This is a genomic window from Desulfovibrio diazotrophicus, assembly GCF_902498985.2.
Lineage (GTDB): Bacteria > Desulfobacterota > Desulfovibrionia > Desulfovibrionales > Desulfovibrionaceae > Desulfovibrio > Desulfovibrio legallii.
Genome location: NZ_OX346397.1, coordinates 1,242,147 through 1,261,304, shown reverse-complemented (window position 1 = coordinate 1,261,304; position 19,158 = coordinate 1,242,147). Strand labels below are relative to the sequence as shown.

17 protein-coding genes and 1 riboswitch are annotated in these 19,158 nt (G+C 63.9%); of the genes, 7 read left to right on the top strand and 10 right to left on the bottom strand.

The window, feature by feature from the left end:
* The 3 genes from J7I12_RS05475 to J7I12_RS05465 all read left to right on the top strand — a co-directional run bounded on the left by J7I12_RS05475 (position 1) and on the right by J7I12_RS05465 (position 4,137).
* Positions 1 to 627 (top strand): restriction endonuclease subunit S, encoded by a 627-nt coding sequence (locus J7I12_RS05475; protein ID WP_487125771.1) that lies wholly within the window; start codon positions 1 to 3, stop codon positions 625 to 627.
* 35 nt (positions 628 to 662) lie between these two features.
* Entirely contained in the window at positions 663 to 3,761 is a 3,099-nt protein-coding gene (locus J7I12_RS05470; protein ID WP_487125773.1) for a type I restriction endonuclease subunit R, read from the top strand.
* A gap of 76 nt (positions 3,762 to 3,837) precedes the next feature.
* Complete coding sequence (locus J7I12_RS05465; RefSeq protein WP_270229442.1) at positions 3,838 to 4,137, top strand: hypothetical protein; 300 nt, start codon at positions 3,838 to 3,840, stop codon at positions 4,135 to 4,137.
* A 32-nt stretch (positions 4,138 to 4,169) separates the two neighbouring features.
* Here the strand turns inward: J7I12_RS05465 and cobI are convergent, their stop codons facing one another.
* From cobI to J7I12_RS05440, 5 genes are all read right to left on the bottom strand, one after another.
* Positions 4,170 to 4,886, bottom strand: coding sequence for a precorrin-2 C(20)-methyltransferase (cobI, locus tag J7I12_RS05460; RefSeq protein WP_118230092.1), 717 nt, complete (start codon positions 4,884 to 4,886; stop codon positions 4,170 to 4,172).
* Between the two features lie 38 nt (positions 4,887 to 4,924).
* Positions 4,925 to 5,713, bottom strand: a complete 789-nt coding sequence (locus tag J7I12_RS05455; RefSeq protein ID WP_368043882.1) for an ABC transporter substrate-binding protein — start codon at positions 5,711 to 5,713, stop codon at positions 4,925 to 4,927.
* 52 nt (positions 5,714 to 5,765) lie between these two features.
* Positions 5,766 to 6,788 (bottom strand): ABC transporter ATP-binding protein, encoded by a 1,023-nt coding sequence (locus J7I12_RS05450; RefSeq protein ID WP_288907683.1) that lies wholly within the window; start codon positions 6,786 to 6,788, stop codon positions 5,766 to 5,768.
* Positions 6,788 to 7,855: a FecCD family ABC transporter permease gene (locus J7I12_RS05445; protein WP_118230108.1), complete on the bottom strand. Its 1,068-nt coding sequence runs from the start codon at positions 7,853 to 7,855 to the stop codon at positions 6,788 to 6,790. Before J7I12_RS05445 ends, J7I12_RS05450 begins: the two co-directional genes overlap by 1 nt.
* Positions 7,856 to 8,004: 149 nt before the next feature.
* Positions 8,005 to 8,185, bottom strand: a riboswitch (cobalamin riboswitch).
* Positions 8,186 to 8,263: 78 nt separating this feature from the next.
* Positions 8,264 to 9,268 carry a hypothetical protein gene (locus J7I12_RS05440; RefSeq protein ID WP_270229441.1) on the bottom strand — a complete coding sequence of 335 codons (1,005 nt, stop codon included), beginning with the start codon at positions 9,266 to 9,268 and terminating at the stop codon, positions 8,264 to 8,266.
* Between the two features lie 1,263 nt (positions 9,269 to 10,531).
* On the opposite strand from J7I12_RS05440, the gene ybgF reads away from it, so the two are divergent.
* The 4 genes from ybgF (at position 10,532) to J7I12_RS05420 (ending at position 14,405) form a co-directional block, all read left to right on the top strand.
* Positions 10,532 to 10,861: a tol-pal system protein YbgF gene (gene ybgF, locus J7I12_RS05435; RefSeq protein ID WP_498794112.1), complete on the top strand. Its 330-nt coding sequence runs from the start codon at positions 10,532 to 10,534 to the stop codon at positions 10,859 to 10,861.
* 12 nt (positions 10,862 to 10,873) lie between these two features.
* Positions 10,874 to 12,262, top strand: coding sequence for a DNA-processing protein DprA (gene dprA, locus J7I12_RS05430; protein ID WP_498794110.1), 1,389 nt, complete (start codon positions 10,874 to 10,876; stop codon positions 12,260 to 12,262).
* Positions 12,259 to 13,302, top strand: a complete 1,044-nt coding sequence (locus J7I12_RS05425; RefSeq protein ID WP_302548528.1) for a tyrosine recombinase XerC — start codon at positions 12,259 to 12,261, stop codon at positions 13,300 to 13,302. Before dprA ends, J7I12_RS05425 begins: the two co-directional genes overlap by 4 nt.
* Before the next feature lie 185 nt (positions 13,303 to 13,487).
* Positions 13,488 to 14,405 (top strand): manganese-dependent inorganic pyrophosphatase, encoded by a 918-nt coding sequence (locus J7I12_RS05420; RefSeq protein WP_118230097.1) that lies wholly within the window; start codon positions 13,488 to 13,490, stop codon positions 14,403 to 14,405.
* Between the two features lie 139 nt (positions 14,406 to 14,544).
* Here J7I12_RS05420 and J7I12_RS05415 read toward each other — a convergent pair whose 3' ends face one another.
* The 5 genes from J7I12_RS05415 to J7I12_RS05395 all read right to left on the bottom strand — a co-directional run bounded on the left by J7I12_RS05415 (position 14,545) and on the right by J7I12_RS05395 (position 19,124).
* Complete coding sequence (locus J7I12_RS05415; RefSeq protein ID WP_118230098.1) at positions 14,545 to 14,973, bottom strand: TOBE domain-containing protein; 429 nt, start codon at positions 14,971 to 14,973, stop codon at positions 14,545 to 14,547.
* 241 nt (positions 14,974 to 15,214) lie between these two features.
* Entirely contained in the window at positions 15,215 to 16,354 is a 1,140-nt protein-coding gene (locus tag J7I12_RS05410; RefSeq protein WP_303192719.1) for a DUF4198 domain-containing protein, read from the bottom strand.
* A 585-nt stretch (positions 16,355 to 16,939) separates the two neighbouring features.
* Entirely contained in the window at positions 16,940 to 17,596 is a 657-nt protein-coding gene (locus J7I12_RS05405; RefSeq protein WP_242621245.1) for a ComF family protein, read from the bottom strand.
* A gap of 182 nt (positions 17,597 to 17,778) precedes the next feature.
* Positions 17,779 to 18,501 carry a flavodoxin family protein gene (locus J7I12_RS05400; RefSeq protein ID WP_288907527.1) on the bottom strand — a complete coding sequence of 241 codons (723 nt, stop codon included), beginning with the start codon at positions 18,499 to 18,501 and terminating at the stop codon, positions 17,779 to 17,781.
* Complete coding sequence (locus J7I12_RS05395; RefSeq protein WP_302413306.1) at positions 18,498 to 19,124, bottom strand: MBL fold metallo-hydrolase; 627 nt, start codon at positions 19,122 to 19,124, stop codon at positions 18,498 to 18,500. Before J7I12_RS05395 ends, J7I12_RS05400 begins: the two co-directional genes overlap by 4 nt.
* Positions 19,125 to 19,158: the final 34 nt, after the last annotated feature.

The window sequence follows — 19,158 nt, the reverse complement described above, 5'->3', positions numbered from 1 at the left end:
ATGACTGGTGCAAACTTTCTGGAAAAGCTGCTGGATGGGGCTGAAGTGGAATGGAGGGCGCTGGGGGAAGTTACGCAATATGAGCAACCGACTAAGTACCTAGTAAATTCAAAAATTTATCATGATAATTTTAAAACTCCAGTGCTTACTGCAGGGAAGACGTTTATTCTCGGCTACACTGATGAAAAAAGTGGCATCTATAAAGCATCTGAAAGACCAGTAATAATATTTGATGATTTTACGACTGCGAACAAATGGGTTGACTTTGACTTCAAAGCAAAATCTTCTGCCATGAAGATGATTACATCAAAGGATGACAGCAAAGTTTTGCTTAAATATGTCTACTATTGGCTAAATACAATCCCCTGCGAATTACTTGACAGAGACCACAAACGGCAATGGATAGGCAGTTTTTCCAATAAAAAGATCCCCATCCCCTGCCCAGACAACCCCCAAAAATCACTTGCGATCCAGTCTGAAATCGTCCGTATTCTGGACACCTTTACCGAGCTGACCGCCGAGCTGACCGCCGAGCTGACCGCCGAGCTGACCGCCCGCCAAAAGCAGTACGCATATTATCGTGACATGCTGTTCAATTTTCCCAAGTCAAAAAAGGCAGCAGGATAACACATCTCGAAAGGCCAAATATCCACGAGGTTGCAATGCACGACTTCAAGGCCATAGCCGAATCCAACAACTTCATCGTTCTCGATACGTATGTAAGCGACTGGCAGGCTGTTGAAAGCTACCAGACTGAAAGCGACCTGGAGCGGGAGCTTGTTCAGGATCTGCAAAATCAGGGCTACGAGTACGCTGCGGGCCTCAACTCGCCGGAAAAACTGCTGGCCAACGTGCGCACGCAGCTGCAAATCTTGAACACCGTGCAATTTTCGGATGGCGAGTGGGAACGCTTTGTGGAAACCTGGTTGGACAAGCCCGGCGACGGTCTTGTGGACAAAGCCCGCAAGGTTCATGACGATTACATCTATGACTTTGTTTTTGACGACGGCCACATCCAGAATATTTGCCTCTTTGACAAAAAGAACGTTGCCCGCAACTCGGTACAGGTCATCAACCAGTTTGAACAAACCGGGTCGCACGCCAACCGTTATGACGTGACCATCCTGGTCAACGGCCTGCCCCTGGTGCAGGTAGAGCTTAAAAAACGCGGCGTGGCCATCCGCGAGGCCTTCAATCAGGTGCATCGTTACAGCAAGGAGAGCTTCAACAGCGAGCATTCCCTGTTCAAATATCTGCAGATCTTTGTCATCTCCAACGGCACGGATACCCGCTACTTCGCCAATACCACCAGGCGCGACAAAAACAGCTTTGACTTCACCATGAACTGGGCAAAGGCCGACAACAGTCTGATCAAAGACCTGAAGGACTTTACCGCCACTTTTTTCCAAAAAAATACCTTGCTCAGCGTGCTGCTGCGCTATTCCGTGTTTGACGTGAACAACACCCTGCTGGTTATGCGCCCCTACCAAATCGCGGCCACAGAACGCATTTTGTGGAAAATCAACAGCACCTGTCAGATGAAGCAGTGGCGTAAACCCGAGGGGGGCGGCTATATTTGGCACACCACGGGCTCGGGCAAAACCCTGACCAGCTTCAAGGCGGCCCGCCTGGCGACCGAGCTGGACTTCATCGACAAGGTTTTTTTTGTGGTGGACCGCAAGGACCTTGATTACCAGACCATGCGGGAATACCAGCGCTTTTCGCCAGACAGCGTCAATGGTTCGGAAAGCACCGCCGGACTCAAGCGCAATTTGGATAAAGACGACAATAAAATTATCGTCACCACCATCCAAAAGCTGAACAAACTGATGAAATGCGAAGCGGACCTGCCTGTCTATAACAAGCGGGTGGTGTTCATTTTTGACGAATGCCACCGCAGTCAGTTTGGTGAAGCACAAAAGAACCTGAAAAAGAAATTTAAACTTTATATGCAGTTTGGCTTTACGGGTACGCCGATTTTTTCGCAAAATGCCTTGGGCGCGGCAACCACTGCCAGCGTCTTTGGCCATGAGCTGCATTCTTATGTCATCACCGACGCTATTCGTGATGAAAAGGTGTTGAAGTTCAAGGTGGACTACAACGATGTGCGCCCGCGCTTCAAGAATATTGAATGCGAACAGGATGAAAAAAAACTTGGCGCGGCGGAAACCGCGCAGGCCCTGCTGCACCCCGAGCGCATTTGTGAAATTACCCAGTACATTCTGAACAATTTCCGGCAAAAGACCCGGCGGCTGCAGCCGGGCGCCAAGGGCTTTAACGCCCTGTTTGCCGTAAGCAGCGTGGACGCCGCCAAGCTGTATTATAACTCCTTCAAAGTTTTGCAAAAAGACAGCGACAAGCCGCTCAAGGTGGCCACTATCTTTTCGTTCGCGGCCAATGGAGCGCAGGACGCCATTGGTGATATTGCGGATGAAAGTTTTGACGTTACAGCCATGAACAGTAGCGCCAAAGAATTTTTGAGTGCGGCCATTGCGGACTATAACGCGCTGTTCAAAACGAGTTTCAGTGTGGAGAGCAATGCCTTCCAAAACTACTACCGCGACCTTGCCTTGCGGGTGAAGAATCAGGAAGTAGATTTGCTGATTGTTGTGGGCATGTTTCTGACCGGCTTTGACGCCCCCACGCTGAATACTTTGTTTGTCGACAAAAATCTGCGATACCACGGCCTGCTGCAAGCCTATTCGCGCACCAACCGCATTTTTGACGCCACCAAAACCTTTGGCAATATCGTCACCTTCCGCAATCTGGAGCAGGCCACCATTGACGCCATCACCCTGTTCGGCGACAGCAACACCAGAAATGTGGTGCTGGAAAAAAGCTACAAGGAATATATGGAGGGCTTTACCGATGCGCTCACTGGTGAGGCGCGACGTGGTTTTGTGGCTGTGGTGCGGGAATTGGAGCAGCACTTTCCCCACCCCGACGCCATTGAAAAAGAGGCAGACAAAAAGGCTTTTGTCAAACTGTTCGGCGAGTATCTGCGGGTTGAAAACATCCTGCAAAACTACGATGAATTTGCCGTTCTGCAGGCCCTGCAATACGTTGATATGAACAATGCGGCGGCTGTGGAGGCATTTAAAGCAAAGTACTATTTAAGTGATGCGCAGTTGCACGCCTTACGGGCCGTCAAAGTGGTGCCTGAACGTAAATTGCAGGACTATCGTTCGGCGTACAATGACATCAGAGAATGGCAGCGTCGGCAACAAACGGATGCTGCTAAAGAAAAATCGGCCATTGACTGGGATGACGTGGTCTTTGAAGTGGACTTGCTGAAATCGCAGGAAATCAATCTGGACTACATTCTTGAATTGATCTTTGAGAACAACAAAAAAACTAAGGACAAAACCGCACTGGTGGAAGACGTGCGCCGCCTGATCCGCGCCAGCCTCGGCAACCGCGCCAAGGAGAGCTTGCTGGTCGATTTTATTAATCAGACAGACCTGGACCAGCTTGGCGACAAGGCCGGCGTGATAGAGGCTTTCTTCACCTTTGCCAGGGCGGAACAGCAACGTGAGGCGCAAGAACTTATCCGTAGCGAAAATCTGAATGCGGAGGAAGCCAGGCGCTATCTCAGCGCCTCACTGAAGCGGGAATTCGCCAGTGAAAACGGTACGGAACTCAATGACGTTCTGCCACGGATGAGCCCGCTAAACCCGCAGTACCTGAAAAAAAAGCAGGGAGTTTTTCAAAAAATCGTCGATTTTGTTGAAAAGTTTAAGGGTGTTGGCAGGTTGACGTAAGGCAGCGCCTTGCGTCGCCCGCGCAGGGGGCAGGGCTGCGCGCAGATCGCGTCCCTACCCCCTGAGCAACGTACTTTTGCGGCTCTACATCTTCAACGTTTACGACCTGCCTGTTCCGGCGCTTACCCGTGCAAATAACCTGCGCTTGGCCTCCACGGCGGGCGGCTGTTTACGCAACGGCCAGGGCATTGCAAAGTTGCATGCCCTGGCCGTAATGCCTCAGGCCGCGCCCTTGCCGACGCTGTTCCGCAGCGCTTTAGAGCATTTAACACTTGAAATGCTCGCTTACGGCAGGCAAAAACCTGCCTTCTCGCATTTCGTGGCAAGGATTTTCAAGAAAATCCTTGCAGAGCAGTTAGCTCATTTCATTCGCTAACTGCTCTAAAGTCGGGGCGCTGCTCCGGGCCATCAGCCCTCTGCATCCGTGGGTTTGCGGCTCAGGATCAGGGACATGTAGGGCGGGGTGGCGTCATTTTCCGGCAGGCCGGTGCGGATGTGTTCGCCCGGCCGTTCCACCAGGCTGGCCAGCACACAGTCCTTCAGGCGGCCTGTGCGGCGCAGGGCCTCGCGGATGGCTGGCAGGTTGCGGTAGGCCTTGAGGATCACCGCCGTGTCCGCGTCCTTGAGGGCCGCCGTCAGATCGTCCTGGCGGTTGATGCCGGGGATGAGGCGCAGGGTTTCGCCATTTTCGCAGAGCACCACCTGCGCGCGGGCGGCGGCGGCCTGAATGGAGGTGACGCCGGGCACAATCTCCACGGGCAGGTGCGGGGCCAGCGTCCGCAGGGTGCGCAGCAGATAGCCGAAAGTGCTGTAAACCAGGGGGTCGCCGATGGTCAGAAAGGCCGCGTCCGCGCCGCTTTCCAGCACGTCTCTGGTGGTGCGGGCGGCGGTTTCCCAGGCTGTGCGCAACGCGGCCGCGTCGCGGGTCATGGGAAATTCCAGCCGCAGCAGGCGCACGTCGGGCCGCAGATGGGGGCGGGCGGTTTCCAGCGCGGCGGAATAGTCGTTGCGCGGCGAGGCCGCGGCCAGAATAACGTCCACGTTGCGCAGCACGTTAACGGCCCGCAGGGTTAGCAAATCCGGTGCGCCGGGGCCCACGCCCAGGCCGTAAAGGGTTCCGGTCATGTAATATTCCGTCATGTATGGTAGAAATGTTGCGGCCTTCAGGGCCGGGGGGCGGCGTGCAGCCAGTGCGCCAGTTCTTCCGCCGCGTCCACGGCGCGGGGGCCGGGCCTGGCGTAGCGGGCTTCGTCCACCAGCAGCACCCGGCCTTCACGCACGGCGCGCAGGCCCGCGAAGTGCGGTCGACGAGCCGGAGGTTCCGGGTCCGGATTCATGGGGCCGCGCTGTACAAGATAGACGTCCGGATCTGCCGCGATGAGGGTTTCCTCATTGCAGCGGACCAGTTTTTTGGCCTCGTGCAGGACGTTTTCGCCTCCCGCGCAGGCGATGATTTCGTTGGTAATGCCCTTTTGCCCCGCGCCCAGCAGGTTGGGATAGCGCACCTCGTAGAACACCCGCAGCGGCGCACGCCCGGCCGTGGACCGGCGCAAGGCCTCCAGCCGCGCCCGCCAGCCGCGCACCAGGGCGGCGGCCCGGTCTTCCAGGCCCGTAAGGCGGCCCAGGGCCTGCGTCACCGCAAGCATGTCTGCAAAGGAATCCATCTGAAAGGTAAGCACGGGCAGGCCCAGGCTGCGGAGGTTTTCCGTAAAGACCTGCGCCTCTTCCCGCCCGGACATCTGCAGCACCAGATCCGGCTTCTGCGCCAGAACAAGTTCGGCATTGGGGCGCATGTGTGTGCCGATGGCCGGCAGGGCCGCCAGCTCCGGCAGGGCGGCGTCGGCCGCGGTGCGGGCCACAATGCGGTCGCCCGCGCCCAGGGCCAACAGCAGTTCGTTGTACGCCCCGTACAGGGCGATGATGCGCCGGGCCGGATGCTCCAGGCGCAGCACATGGCCCGTGTGGTCTGTAACCTCAATGGGCGCGGCGGCCGTTGTGCCGACTTCAGTTTTTGGCGAAGCGGGTGTTGTTGCCGGGGACGTTTGTGGCGTGGGGGTCGCGTCCGCCGCCAGGGCCGGGCCGGTGGGAGCGCAGAGCAGGAGCGTCAGCAGCGCTGCCGGCAGGAGCAGTGTCAACAGATGCGGCCGCAGCAGGGGCGGCGGCGTGGGGCGCGGCCCACGGCCCGCGTGCGCGGGCGGACAGGGCCTGGGGCAGGCCCCACAGGGGGTGGGGCAGCACGGTAACGGGCGTTTGGTACAGCGCACTGAGGTTCTCCTCGGTAAAAACCTGCCGCACGGGGCCGTCAAAGGCCAGGCGGCCTTCCCGCAGGCCCAGCAGCCGCGTGGCGTACAGGGCGGCCAGGTTGCAGTCGTGCACGGCCATGAGCACGCAGGCTCCGGCGGCGCGGCGGCGTTCCAGCAAGTCAAACAGTCCGGTCATGCGGGCCAGGTCCAGACCGGCGGCCAGCTCGTCCAGCAGCAGCAGAGGGCTTTCCTGCGCCAGGGCTCTGGCCAACAGCACCCTTTGCAGTTCGCCGCCAGAAAGCTCATGCAGCCGGCGGTGGGCCAGCCCTGTCGTGTCCGTGGCGGCCAGGGCGCAGTCCGCAGCCCTGTGGTCCCCGGGGCCATACCAGCCCCAGGGGGAAAGATGGGCGTAGCGCCCCAGGAGGACCATTTCCCGTGCCGTCAGATCCTCCGGGCAAGGGCCGCGCTGCGGCACCACGGCCACCCGCCGGGCCCGTTCCCGGGGCCGCAGGCTTGCCAGGGGCCGGTCGGCCAGACGCACCTCCCCGCTCCAGGGGGCCAGCACGCCTGAAAGCGCGCGCAGCAGCGTGGTCTTGCCGCTGCCGTTGGGACCCAGCAGGGCCGCGCATTCTCCGGCCCGCAGGCAAAAGGTCAGGCCCTGCAGCACAGGACGGCGGCCGTAGCCCGCCACAAGATCCGTCACGGCCAGCAGGGGGGCGTCCTGGGCGTCACGGCGCAGGGCGTCTCCGGCGGCGTCCCGCGCGGGGGCAGTGGGGCCGTACATCAGCGCCCCCGCACCAGCAGGGCGAAAAAGGGCCCGCCCAGCAGGGCCGTGACCACGCCCACGGGCAGTTCCTGCCCGCCGTCCAGCACGCAGCGGGCCAGCACGTCGGCCCAGACCAGCAGCACGCCGCCGCCCAGAAAGGCTCCGACCAGCAGCGGGCCGTGCCCGCCGCCCAGCAAAAGCCGCAGCACATGCGGCACCACCAGGCCCACAAAACCGATAACTCCGGCCACGGCCACGCAGCCCGCCGTCATGCAGCTGGCTCCGGCCAAAAGCCAGAAGCGCGCGCGGGCCACGGCCAGACCCAGCTGCGCGGCCTGCTCGTCGCCGAGCGCCAGCACGTCCAGCGCCCTCCAGCCCAGGCCGACGGCCAGCAGGCCCGGCAGCAGGGTGGCGAGCAGCAAGGGCAGGCTGTCCCAGCCCCGACCTTGCAGGGAACCCATAATCCAGAAGACGATGCTGGTGACGGATTCCTCATTAAGGGCCTTGACCAGGGCCACCAGCGCGCCCAGAAAGGCGGCCACGGCAATGCCCGCCAGCACTACGCTTTCTTTGCGCCAGCCCCCGCGTCCACGTCCCAGCCAGAGCGCTCCGGCCAGGGCCAGAAGCGCGCCGGCCAAGGCCGCCGGAGCCACCAGGGCCGCCGGGTGTGGCCCCAGGGCGGGGAAAAAATCCGTCAGTCGGCCGCCCAGGGCGATGGCCAGGCTGGCCCCGAAGGCCGCCCCGGCGGAAACCCCCAGGGTAAAGGGGTCGGCCAGGGGATTGCGCAACACTCCCTGCAGGGCCACGCCGGCCACAGCCAGAGCCCCGCCGCAGAGGGCCGCCAGCACCACCCGCGCCAGGCGGATGTCGCCCACCACCAGGTTGAGGGCGCTGTCGGGGGGCAAGGGGCCGAGCCCCAGCGCGCCCGCCAAGGCGGACAGCACTTCCCGCGCCGCATAGGGGGCGGGCCCCGGCAGGCAGGCCAAGGGCAGGGAACAAAGCCAGAGGCCCGTCAGGAGGGCAAAGGCCGTCCAGCGGAGGCGGTGTTTGGCGGAAGGTACGGAGGATGTGTGCCGTGCGGTCATGGCGCTGCTCTGAAGGCCGCCCGTGCGGTCATAAAAAAAGCCTCTTCCGTCCGCGCGCACGCAGAGGGAAGAGGCCCGTATTTCCTCTTTCCTGCCGGCAAAAACCCGTTGCCGCGGCGGCCTGCGCCGCCCACCGGGCCGTGACGTACGGCACGGTCCGGGCTACGGCAGGTCTTCCGGCTTGGCCCCCGCGCTTCGGCCTTCCCGTTGCCAGTGGCACATGAAGAAGCGCGGTATACGGGCCTTACGGCGGCGGGTCCGCTCCCGTTTTGCACGGGATTCCCTTTTCAAGCCGGGCAAAACCCGGCTACCGTAACCGTGGTCACTGTAGGCGCGGGGCAGGGGGCTGTCAATGCCGTGGGCGCGGCGCTTCCCTATCCCTTCGGCCAGGGGCCCGACGTTTCCGGATCAGGGCCGGACCAGAGTGATGGCGGTGATGCCCGTAAAAAAGTAGAAGGGCAGGCAGGTCATGGCCAGCAGCAGGGCCAGGATCAGCGTGGGCTTGTGGCGCAGGGGCGCGGCGCTGCGGCTGACCACGGTCCAGAGCGCCGCGGGCGCGAGCCAGAGCAGCAGACGGCCGCTTTCCCACAGGGCGTCCAGGGTGGTGAAGGCCCCGGTCTGCCGGTGCGCCTGTATGGTCAGCCCGGCGGCAAAAAGCAGGAAAAGCCAGAACAGCGCCCAGGCGTGGCGGGCCCACACGGCGCACCAGGGGATCATGACATTGTAGTGGTCCCGGCCAAAGTCATCGCGCCGGCGGCGCAGGGCGAGCCAAAGCGCGCCCGCCCCGCCGGCCAGGCCCAGGATCAGGGGCAGGCTGGCATACAAGGCGCACCAGAAGGGGGAGAACCAGCCCGGCAGAAAAATATCGCCCAGGGTAAGGCTGGCCGCGTCGGGCCGCACAAAAGCCGCCTGCAGGCGTGCGGCCGCCAGGGTGGCGGCCAGGGCGAACCAACCCTGCAGACCGCTGATAATGCCCAGGGCCGCGTGGAGCACGGGCAGCTTGGGCAGAAACTTCCAGAGCGAGAAGTAGAGGCTGCTTACCAGTACGGACAGCCCCAGCAGAATCCAGGCCATTTCCGCCATAAAGGCGGGCAGGGAGTCGGGCGTGTAGGAATCGTGGGCAAAAAAAAGCCAGATGCGGCCGCCCACCAGCAGGGGCCAGCCCAGCGCCAGGGCCAGCAGGGCCAGCTGCCGGGCGCATTTTTCATAGGACGCGCGCCGCCGCGTAACCGCCAGCAGGCGCGCCGCGCCGGAAACCACACCCAGGCCCGCAAAGGCCGCCAGGGCCGTCAGGGCCGCCGCCAGGGCAACGGCATCCAGGCCGGACTGCACCAGGGGATGCCCCGCCAGCAATTGGCGCAGGGCCTGCATCCAGACTTCGCCCGCCGCCAGAATGTCCTGAAAGACGTTCATCGGGCACCGCCCGAAGGTTCCCGCGCCGGGATGGAAATGCTCATGCCTCCTCCTTACGGTCTTGCGTTGGTCAGTGCTGGTGCGCTATGTTCAAAAAAAGGGACACGCCTGTTTTTGCCTGAAAATTGCCCTGGCCGCAAGGGCCGGGCGCGCGGAAGCGCCATACGGGGCCGCCTGGCGGGCGTACTGGCGTGGTCACGCGGGCGGCGCAACTTTTTGCGGAGACTTTCGGGTATGAAATATTTTTCTTTGGCCGCGGTCCTGGTCGGCTTGCTTGCCTTGGTCGGCTGCGCCGGAAAGGCGCGTACAGCGGCGCAGGACGAGCAGGAAAAACGCCTCCAGACCATGGACAGGCGGCTGACAGCCCTGGAGCAGAGCGTGGGCGCGCTGAACAGTCAGACGGCCCGGCTCAACAACAGGGTGTATGAAGTCCGCACGGCGGGCGGCCGCAAAACCGGCTACCGTGTGGTGCCCATCCTGCCCCCCCAGTCGGCGCAGTCGCTGTCCGCCGCCGCAACGCCGCCAGCCCCGCAGTCTGCCCAGGCCGTGACGCCCCAGGCCTCCCCGGCGGTAACGGCCGCGCCTGCCGCGCCGTCCGCAGCGGTTCCTGTGGTCAGGTCTGCCGGGGGGCGGCGTCCGCGTCTGCTTCAGCCGGCAAAACGCCGCCAGCCTCCGGGCCGCAAGGGTTGCGCATTGATCCTGCCCGCCCCGCCCCGTCCTTTCCCCGCGCAAAAGGCGGACACGACGGCGCCGCAGCCCCCGCGGGGGCGTCTGCCGCCGCTTCCCGCGCACCCGTCAGGCCCGCCGCACCTGCGACGGACGCGCTCCCGGCAAACTCCGGGACAACGCCGGGCGTTCTTGGTCTGCCGCCCGAAAGCCTGCCGTCACAACCTCTGCCGCAGGCGTCTGTTGCCGGCAACCCGGCCCAGGGCGGCGCGACCGCCGTCGGCGCGGGCGCTGTAAGCCGGGCGGCCGCTGGTGCGGGGGGCAACCCTGCCGTACCCGTGCCCGCTCTGCCGCGCACGGAACTTTCCTTGCCGCCGGAACCCGCCGGTCTGGGGCTGCCGCCTCTGGAAGGCGCGGCCGAAACCGCATCCACGGCGGGCAGTCCTCGGTTGGCCGCCCACGACCAGCGCGCCGGGCGGGCTCCGGCGACATCCGCCGTGCCGCCTTCGCCTGCCGCGCCGTCCCCTGCCGCCGCGGCCGGACAGGGCCGCGCCCCAGGGGGAAGACGCCGCCTACAAGGCCGCGCTGCGCCTGGCCATGTCCGGCAAAAGCGCCGAGAGCATTGCACGCTTTCAGGCTTTTTTGCAGTCCTACCCGCAGGGCCGTTATGCCCCCAACGCCGTCTACTGGATCGGGGAGGGGCTGTACGCCCAGGGCCGCTACGCCGAAGCCCTGGAACAGTTTCGTAAGGTGGAGGCTGGTTGGCCCCGACACCACAAAAATGCCGACGCCCTGCTCAAAACCGGCATGAGCCTGAGCCGTATGGGCGACCGTCAGGGCGCGGCCAAAGTTTACGGGGAGGTGCTGCGGCGGTTTCCGCATTCCGAGGCGGCGGGCTTGGTGCGCGCGCGGGGGCTGGCCCGCTGAGGGCAGTGACGCATGGCCGTGACGACGCACGCGGGCTGTTCCTGGCGGGATATGGACGAGGCCGCCCGCAAGGAATACTGGGCTACCCTGGCCCTGCGCCACAGCAAAGGGCTGGGCGCGCGGTCGCTGGTTAAACTGTTGCGGACCTTTGGCAGCGCCTACGGCGCGGTGGAGGCCCGGTCGCGCTGGGGTGCAGCGGGGCTGGGGCCCGCGGGCCGGGACTTTGCCGCCGGCGCGTGGCGGACGGAAGCCAGGAAAGAATGGGACAGCGCCCGTAACCTGGCGGCGCGCATCCTGCTCTGGGCGGATCCCGCCTATCCGTCTCTGTTGCGGCAGCTTCCGGACGCGCCCGCGCTGCTCTACTGCCGGGGCGACGGCAGCCTGCTGCGCGCGCCCGCCTTTGCCGTGGTGGGGTCGCGTCGGGCCACGGCCCAGGGCAAGGCTGTGGCGGCCTATATGGCGCGTTGCCTTTCCGCCTGCGGGGTGACCATCGTTTCGGGCATGGCGCAGGGCATTGACTGCGTGGCCCACGAGGCGGCCCTCGGTCGGGTGGGACGCAGCATAGGCGTGCTGGGCACGGGTATTGACGTGCGCTATCCTGCGTGCAATGCGGGCGTGTTTGCGGCTATGGAGCGCGAAGGGCTGCTGGTTTCGGAGTTTCCGCCCGGCGCGCCGCCCCTGCCGACCAATTTCCCCGTGCGCAACCGCATTATCAGCGGGTTGGCGCTGGGTGTTCTGGTGGCGGAGGCCGCCAGTCGTTCCGGTAGCCTGGTCACGGCCCGGCTGGCCCTGGAGCAGAACCGTGAAGTCTACGCCGTGCCCGGCCCGGCGTTGGACGCCCACTGCCTGGGCAGTCAGGATCTGGTGCGGCAAGGCGCGCGGCCCGTGTTCAACGCCGAGGACGTGCTGCGCGACCTGGCGGATCGGCTGCGGCCTTACGGCATCGGGCCGGAAACTCTGCCCGACGGGGAACGGGAAGCCTTGCCGGGGCTTACGGCTGCCGGTTTTGCCGCCGCCGATGTCGCGGGTGGCGTCGTTTCGGACACGGACCCTGGCGCTGTCGCCTCCGGCCGGGACAAGCCGTCTGACGGGGCCGCGCAAGATAAAACTGCGTCTGCAGGGCTTGCGTCAGATACGGGAGCGCGGGCCGTGAGCGTGCCCGGCGGCGCTGTGGGCAACGCGCCTGCTGCCTCGCCGCCCCCGGAAGCGGCGGTGCTGACGCCCGCAACGCAGGCGGAGCGGCTGCTGGCGCACTTGCGGGGGCACGGCCCCCTGCAGGTGGACGCCCTGGGCCTGGCTGTGGGCCTGGCCCCGGCAGCCTTGAACGCTCTTTTGATTGGGCTGGAAATGCAGGGCAAGGTGCGCCGACTGCCCGGCGCGCGGTATGAGGTGCGGGCATGAAGCGGACGGAACGGGATTTGGCGGTCATAAAGCGCCCCGCGGCACAGGCTGCGGCCCTTGCCGGGCGGACGGGACGGCCCGCCCTCAATGCGACGGGCCCCAATACGGCGGTCCCGGACGAGGGCAGGGCGCTTATTGAGGCCTTTCTGGCCTGGATGGCCGTGCAGCGCGGCGCGGCCACGGCCACCCAGCGGGCTTATGGCGTGGATCTGGCCCAATTGCAGGATTTTTTGCGCAGTCAGGGCGTGGATCTGGGCCGTCCGGAAACCGTGACCAAGCGGCATATGCAGGCTTTTCTGGCCTGGCTTTTTCATCAGGGGGAGGCCAAAAGCTCCATGGCGCGCAAGCTGGCGGCCGCGCGTTCTTTTTTTCGTCTGCAGATGCGCAACGGCCGGGTGGAGGAAAACGTGGCCGCCCAGGTGCGCAATCCCCGACAGGACAAACGCCAGCCCCGGGCCCTCAATGTGGACGAAACCTTTGCCCTGCTGGACGCGCCCACGGCATCGCCCCCGGCCACGGCCGAGGCGGAACGCCTGCTCTGTCGCGACCTGGCTCTGGCGGAGTTGCTCTACGGTTCCGGCCTGCGCATTTCCGAGGCGCTGCAGCTGGACCTGGACGACGTGCAGCTTTCTTCACAGGTGCTGCGGGTTATGGGCAAGGGCGCGCGGGAGCGCCTTGCCCCCCTTTCCGATACCTCGTGCGAGCGCCTGCGGGCCTGGCTCTGCGAGCGACCTTTGCTGGCCGCGCCGGAAGAGGTGGCCCTGTTTGTAGGCGCGCGGGGGGCTCGGCTGCAGCGGCGAGAGGCCGCGCGCATTGTGGCCCGGCTCTGCCGGCGGGCCGGGCTGGCGGTGACGGTTTCGCCGCACAGTCTGCGCCATTCCTTCGCCACCCATCTGCTGGCGGCGGGAGCGGACCTGCGCAGCGTACAGGAACTTTTGGGGCACAAGCGGCTGACCACCACCCAGCGCTATACCCAGGTCAGCCTGGAGCGGCTGATGGAAACCTATGATGCGGCCCATCCTCGGGCCGGGAAAAAATAAAAAAATCACGAGAAGGGGGTGCCTTGTTATAAAAATAAGTATTTACAGGTTAATAGGAGAATGCCTTTGCGTCCTGTACGGGAATTTTTGTTAAAAGCCCTTGGCATGAACCTGACTTTGTGCTAAAGAGAACAAAGCGGTGCCACGGTGCCGCCATACCCGAACCAACGGAAGGAGAGACTGCCATGTCCGCATTAGTTCTTGGTCACATGAATCCCGATACCGACAGCATTATTGCCGCCATTGCCGCCGCCGATCTGTACAACAAGCGCGGCCTGGACGTTACCCCCGTGGCCCAGGGCGCGCCCACCCCTGAAACCGCCTTTGTGCTGCAGAAGTTCGGCCTCACGGCGCCCCAGGTGGTGTCCGACGTGGCCGGCAAGGAAGTGTATCTGGTGGACTATTCCGACCTGGCCCAGGCCCCCAAGGGCATGGACTCCGCCACTGTGCTGGGCATTGTGGACCACCACAAGCTGGGCGATGTGACCACTTCCACCCCGCTGGAAGCCTGGATCTGGCCCGTGGGCTGCTCCAACACCGTGCTCAAGAACATGTACGATTTTTACGGCGTGGAAATTCCCAAGAACATCGCGGGCGGCATGCTCTGCGCCATCCTTTCCGACACGGTCATCTTCAAGTCCCCGACCTGTACCCCCGCCGACAAGAAAGCCGTGGAAGAACTGGCCAAGATCGCCGGCGTGAGCGATGTGGTCAAGCTGGGCATGGAAATGTTCAAGGTCAAGAGTGCCGTTGAAGGCACCTCCATGCACGACTTGGTCTTCCGCGACTACAAAGATTTTGACATGAACGGCAACAAGGTGGGCATTGGCCAGTTGGAAGTGGTGGACCTCTCCATCCTTGAGCCCGTCAAGGCCGGCCTTCAGGCTGAAATCGCCAAGGTGAAGGGCGAAGGCCGCCACAGTGTCTTCTTGCTGCTGACCGACATCATGAAAGAGGGTTCGGAGATGCTCATCGTTTCCGACGACCCGGCCGTGGTGGAAAAGGCCTTCGGCGTCAAGCCCGATGGCGACAAAGTGTGGCTGCCCGGCGTCATGAGCCGCAAAAAGCAAGTGGTGCCCAACTTTGAAAAGGCCTTCAAATAGCATTTTTTTCGCCTGACGCAAAAACCCCCGGTTCCACAAGGAGCCGGGGGTTTTTGTCAATCAGGACAAAAGCTGTGTTGCGGTTACCCGCTACAGAAGCGGCTGCGCCTCTGAGCGCCCCATCCCAACAGAGTTTACCCTATTGGGGCACGGCCAGGATGACTTGTGAGGCCTTGGCGATGGCCGTGATTTTTTTGCCGGGTTTGAGGCCCATTTTTTCCACGCTGCCCATGGTCACGATGGCGGCGATGGAGGCGCCGCCGGGCAGGTCCACCAGCACTTCGGCATTGACCGCGCCGGGAATCACCTTGCCGATGACGCCGGGAAACTGGTTACGGGTGGAAAGCAGGTAGTTTTCCGCCTCTTCCACCAGCAGCACAAAGCTGGCTTTGATCAGGGCCAGGGCTTCCACGCCGGGTTTGAGGCCCAGCTTCCTGGTGCTCACCTGGGTGATGGAGGCCACGATACTGGGGCCGCCCTCTACGGCCAGTTCCACTTCATCGTTGACCGCGCCGGAATGGACGGCCGTAATTTTGCCGTGAAACACGTTTCTTGCGCTGGTGTGCATGCTGTTCTCCTTGGAGCGTTGGTGCGGCCGGTGCGGCCGCAGTTGTTTCCATAAGCCTTGCCGCGCGCCCGGGGCTGCCCGCCGCCGTGGCGGGTGCACGGTCCGCTCCGGGGGTCTGCGGTAATGTATGCGTTATGGTATACGCTCCGGCCCAAAAAGGCCAAGCCAGCACGGTTTATGCACACTCCTTATAAAAAACGGGCAAAACGCTGCAGTTAGCTGTGCCCCCAAAATCCGGTCTTCAGCGGCGGCGCGGCGGCGCGGCCGGGGCGTCCACATAAAGCCAGAGCAGCGCGCCCATATCCAAGGGCTTGGGCTGGCCGTCCGGTCCTTTGAGGGGCGCGCCTTCGGCTTCCGCCTGGCAGCACCACCAGCCGGGCTGGGCGAGCACAAAGGCAAAATTGCCCTGGCTGTCAGCACGGGTTGCCAGTTCTTCATGCCAGGGGGTGGGCACGGGCGTTTTTTCCACATTGATGCGGTGCATGCGCACCAGAGCCTTGGGCAGGGGTTTGCCTTCCAGCAGAGCCTGGCCGCTGAACAACGTCGGGGCCATAAGCCCGAACGGCCGCGTGCGGGGTACGATTTCGAAACGCAGGCCTGCGGGCGCGTCCCAGCCGCGTTCAACGCCGTAGACGGGCAGGATGGTTTTGACATAGTGCTGGGCAAAGCGTTGGCGGGCCGCGTCCCACCAGGGTCGGGCCTCAATAAGGAATTGGTAGAGCCCGGGCTTGTTCAGGGCCACGTTGGCCCCCCAGGCCTTCTGATCCAGATAGCGGATTTCTTCCACGTCGCCCAGCAGGTCGCGACGTTCGGGCTGCAGCACGCCTTCTTTCAGCGGCGTGGCATCGTCATAACGCAGCACGGCGAAAAGCTGGGGCATGTCCATGACCAGGCCCTCATAGCGGAAGGGGCGCAGCATGGTGATAAGCACGTCCACTTCTGCGCCAATGTCCGGCTGTGGCGCTGCCTCGGTTGCGGCAGCCGCGGCGGGCTTGGTGGCGTTGGCGGCCGCGGGGGAGGCAGGGACGCCCGCGGGCATGTTTTCCGGCGGCGTGCCTTTCTGCTCTTTGCCCTTTTTGTCTTCCCGGGGTGCGACCTCGGCCTTGGCCTCATTTTTGGCGGCCTCGACCTTGCCTGCTTCGCCTTTGTCCACCTCGGCCTTGCCTGCTTTTAGCGGGGGAGCCTCCACACTGGGTTCGCTGGGCACCAGCAGGGTCACCTGGGCTCGTACCGGCAAAGGGGCGGCCAGCAGCAGGCTGACCAAGGCCATGCAGCCCAGCGTACAAAATAGGCCTGCGCCGTCCGGCTTGGGCTTGCCCCAGGGGCGACAACCGGCGCGTGCACGGCGCAAAGCGGAAAAAACAAGAAGCGTGTGCGGCATACTATCCCTCACGGATGTGGGCCCGTCCACAGCATCGGGGGCGGGACGAACGGCGCGGAGTGCGCTGCAGAACAGGTGCATCATATTTTAGGGCAGGTAACGTTGCAATGCCCTGAAGGTTGCGTAAGCAGACGCCCGCCGTGGAGGCGCAAGCGTAGCTTGGCCCGTTACGACGAAGGAAGTTACGGACAAAGACAGCAGCGCCAGCTACGGATGAAGACAGCACCGCTATGTCTTTGCGTGGGTAAGTGCCGGGACGAACGTGCCGTAACCTTTGAGAATGCATATTTTTAAAGGTAATCTGCTCCCGGCGCGGCTTTTGGACTCCTTGCTGTGGAGAGAGTGCCGCGTCTGTGCCAACTCTATAAAAATTCAAAAGAATTCCTTCTGGCAGTATAGCGAAAGCGTCTGGTCTTGTCATGTCTTCTCTCCACCCCTGGCTGCGTGCGGGTTGTTGCGGGGCAGCGCCCGGAACGAGTGGCCGGAACCTTTGAGAACACAATTCGAAAAGGTGATCTGCTGAGGTTTTAAGGCCCGACGCGGGGCTTGCGTCTGCAGCCGTCGTTGTTGGCGGCATGCAGTTTTTCAGGGCAGGGGGCCGTGCTGCGGGGTGCGGGCCACCACCAGCACGTCCACGGCACAAGCGCCGGCGGCCCGCAGGGCGCAGGCCGCAGCCCTGAGGGTGCTGCCTGTGGTCATGACGTCGTCCAGCAGCCAGAGGCGCAGGCCTTGCGCTTCTGCCGCTGCGATAAAACTGTGCCGGACATTGGCCCGGCGTTGCGTTGCGGTCAGGCCGGATTGGGCCGGGCCCGGCAGAACGCGGCGCAGCAACTGGGGTCGCAGGGGCAAGCCCGTGCGCCGGGCCAGGGCCTTGGCCAGTTCGTGGGCCTGGTTGTAGCCCCGTTGCCGCAGGTGTGCAGGGTGCTGCGGCACGGCCAGCAGGGCGTCGGGCTGCGGCAGGCCTTGCGCGGCCCTGTACAGCAGGTCCGCCAGCAAAGGGGTCAGGTAGAGGTGGGCGTCAAATTTGAGCCGCAGCAGCAAGTGCCGCAGCACTCCGGCGTACAGACCGTGGAAGGCCAGGCCGCTCCAGGGGGGCGGATCCGTGAGGCAACGGCCGCACAGGCCGGCGGCCTCCCTGTGTTGGGGATAATCTGCCGGGGGCAAGCCGCAGACGGGGCAGCGGGGGCCGTTGTAAGGCCGGAGCAGGGGGAGACAGGCGGGGCAGAGCAGGGCTTCCGCCATGAAATCGGGGAGGTGCGGCGTGGGGGTAAAGGGGGCCAGGCAGTGGAGGCAGCGCTGTTGGCGCAGGCCCAGCCATGTCTGGCGGCATGCGGACCGCAGTGCGGTCCAGAAGGCGCCCCAGGTTGTGGCCCGGCAAGCCTTGCAGCGCAAGGGCGGTAAAAAGGGCGGATGCCGGGGGCGGTTCACCGGAAGGGCGGGCGCGTCTGCCCTGTGGTTGCGTCTGGGAGAAGAGGCGCCTGATGCGTCGCGTCGGGCCGGGATGTGTTGGGGGCTGTCTGGTCGGCGGCCGCCCCCGCCTGTTGCCGTGCGGCCAGACGGCTGCCCCAGTCGTGCCCCCAGGAGCGCAGCGCGCCGCAGACCGCCGGGCGTTCCAGCAGATCCTGTGTGGTTTCCAGGCCGCGCAGCAGGCGGTTTTCGCGGATGCCGGCATTGAGCGGAGCCAGAAAATACTTCAGGGTGAGCAGTGCTCCGGCAAACAGCTTGTCGCCGTGGGAGCGTCCGGCGCAGAGGGCCGCCAGCACGGGTTTGATTTGGGTGTGGGGGCGTCCGGGGTGCCCGGCGCCGTGGGTTTGCCCGGCCCAGAAGCGTTGTGAGCGGTCGATCAGCGCCTTGAAGTGCGCAGGCAGGGAATAGAAGTAGATGGGGGAGGCCAGCAGCACCAGAGGAGCCGCCAGAATATGCTGCAGAATCGCTTCAGCATGGTCGCCGTCTTTGTCCTGAGTGCAGCGGTGGGGCGGCGCGGTGCAGCCCCCGCAGTTGGTGCAGGGGGCAAAGGCATAATCCCTCAAGGGCAGCAGGCGCGGCTGTTGTCCGGCGTCGGCCATGCCCTGGGCGAACAGGGCCGCCACCGTGTCCGATACCCCGTTGGGGTGGGGGCTGCAGAGCAGGACCAGCGGGCGGTTCATGAGGGGAAGTCGCCGCAGAAGGGGTTGTTCAGCTTTTCGTCGCCGATGCTGGTGGCCGGGCCGTGACCGGGAAAGACGCGCGTGGCGTCGGGCAGTTTGAAGAGCACCTCCCGCACGGAATGCAGCAGTGTGGCGTGGTCGCCGCCGGGAAAATCCGTGCGGCCCACGGAGCGGTAGAATAGGGCGTCACCCGTAAAGACGACGCCTTCGCCGGGAAAATAGAGGGAAACGCCGCCCGGCGTGTGCCCGGGCGTGTTCAGAACCCGACAGTCCATACCGCCGAAGCTGACTTCTCCCTCGGGCATGGGCCGACAGCTGAAAGGCGGCACCGGCGGGAAGCCCCACAGTCCGCCCTGGCTCGATTCCGTCCCGGCCAGGCTGTCGTCGCCCTTGGGCACATATACGGGCGCACCCGTGGCCTGCTCCAGCGTGGCTACGCCATAAAGGTGGTCGAAATGGCGGTGGGTGATGCAGATGGCCGCCAGGGCAAGTTTGTGTTTCCGCAGATAGTCCAGCATGGGCGCGGGGTCTCCCCCCACGTCCACGGCCACGGCCTGGTCCGCGTTATGCAAAAGGTAACTGTTGGTTTCCAGCGGGCCCAGGGGAAAGGTTGCAACGGGCATAATGGTCCTTCGGCTGCAATGCGCCTTGTCTGAA

Coding starts and splice junctions, on each gene's coding strand:
- cobI (WP_118230092.1), bottom strand. CDS start 4,886: ATGACCGGAACCCTTTACGGCCTGGGCGTGGGCCCCGGCGCACCGGAT.
- J7I12_RS05420 (WP_118230097.1), top strand. CDS start 13,488: ATGTCCGCATTAGTTCTTGGTCACATGAATCCCGATACCGACAGCATT.
- J7I12_RS05395 (WP_302413306.1), bottom strand. CDS start 19,124: ATGCCCGTTGCAACCTTTCCCCTGGGCCCGCTGGAAACCAACAGTTAC.
- J7I12_RS05450 (WP_288907683.1), bottom strand. CDS start 6,788: ATGTACGGCCCCACTGCCCCCGCGCGGGACGCCGCCGGAGACGCCCTG.
- J7I12_RS05415 (WP_118230098.1), bottom strand. CDS start 14,973: ATGCACACCAGCGCAAGAAACGTGTTTCACGGCAAAATTACGGCCGTC.
- J7I12_RS05470 (WP_487125773.1), top strand. CDS start 663: ATGCACGACTTCAAGGCCATAGCCGAATCCAACAACTTCATCGTTCTC.
- J7I12_RS05400 (WP_288907527.1), bottom strand. CDS start 18,501: ATGAACCGCCCGCTGGTCCTGCTCTGCAGCCCCCACCCCAACGGGGTA.
- J7I12_RS05475 (WP_487125771.1), top strand. CDS start 1: ATGACTGGTGCAAACTTTCTGGAAAAGCTGCTGGATGGGGCTGAAGTG.
- J7I12_RS05425 (WP_302548528.1), top strand. CDS start 12,259: ATGAAGCGGACGGAACGGGATTTGGCGGTCATAAAGCGCCCCGCGGCA.
- J7I12_RS05440 (WP_270229441.1), bottom strand. CDS start 9,268: ATGAACGTCTTTCAGGACATTCTGGCGGCGGGCGAAGTCTGGATGCAG.
- J7I12_RS05405 (WP_242621245.1), bottom strand. CDS start 17,596: ATGGCGGAAGCCCTGCTCTGCCCCGCCTGTCTCCCCCTGCTCCGGCCT.
- dprA (WP_498794110.1), top strand. CDS start 10,874: ATGGCCGTGACGACGCACGCGGGCTGTTCCTGGCGGGATATGGACGAG.
- J7I12_RS05445 (WP_118230108.1), bottom strand. CDS start 7,855: ATGACCGCACGGCACACATCCTCCGTACCTTCCGCCAAACACCGCCTC.
- ybgF (WP_498794112.1), top strand. CDS start 10,532: ATGTCCGGCAAAAGCGCCGAGAGCATTGCACGCTTTCAGGCTTTTTTG.
- J7I12_RS05410 (WP_303192719.1), bottom strand. CDS start 16,354: ATGCCGCACACGCTTCTTGTTTTTTCCGCTTTGCGCCGTGCACGCGCC.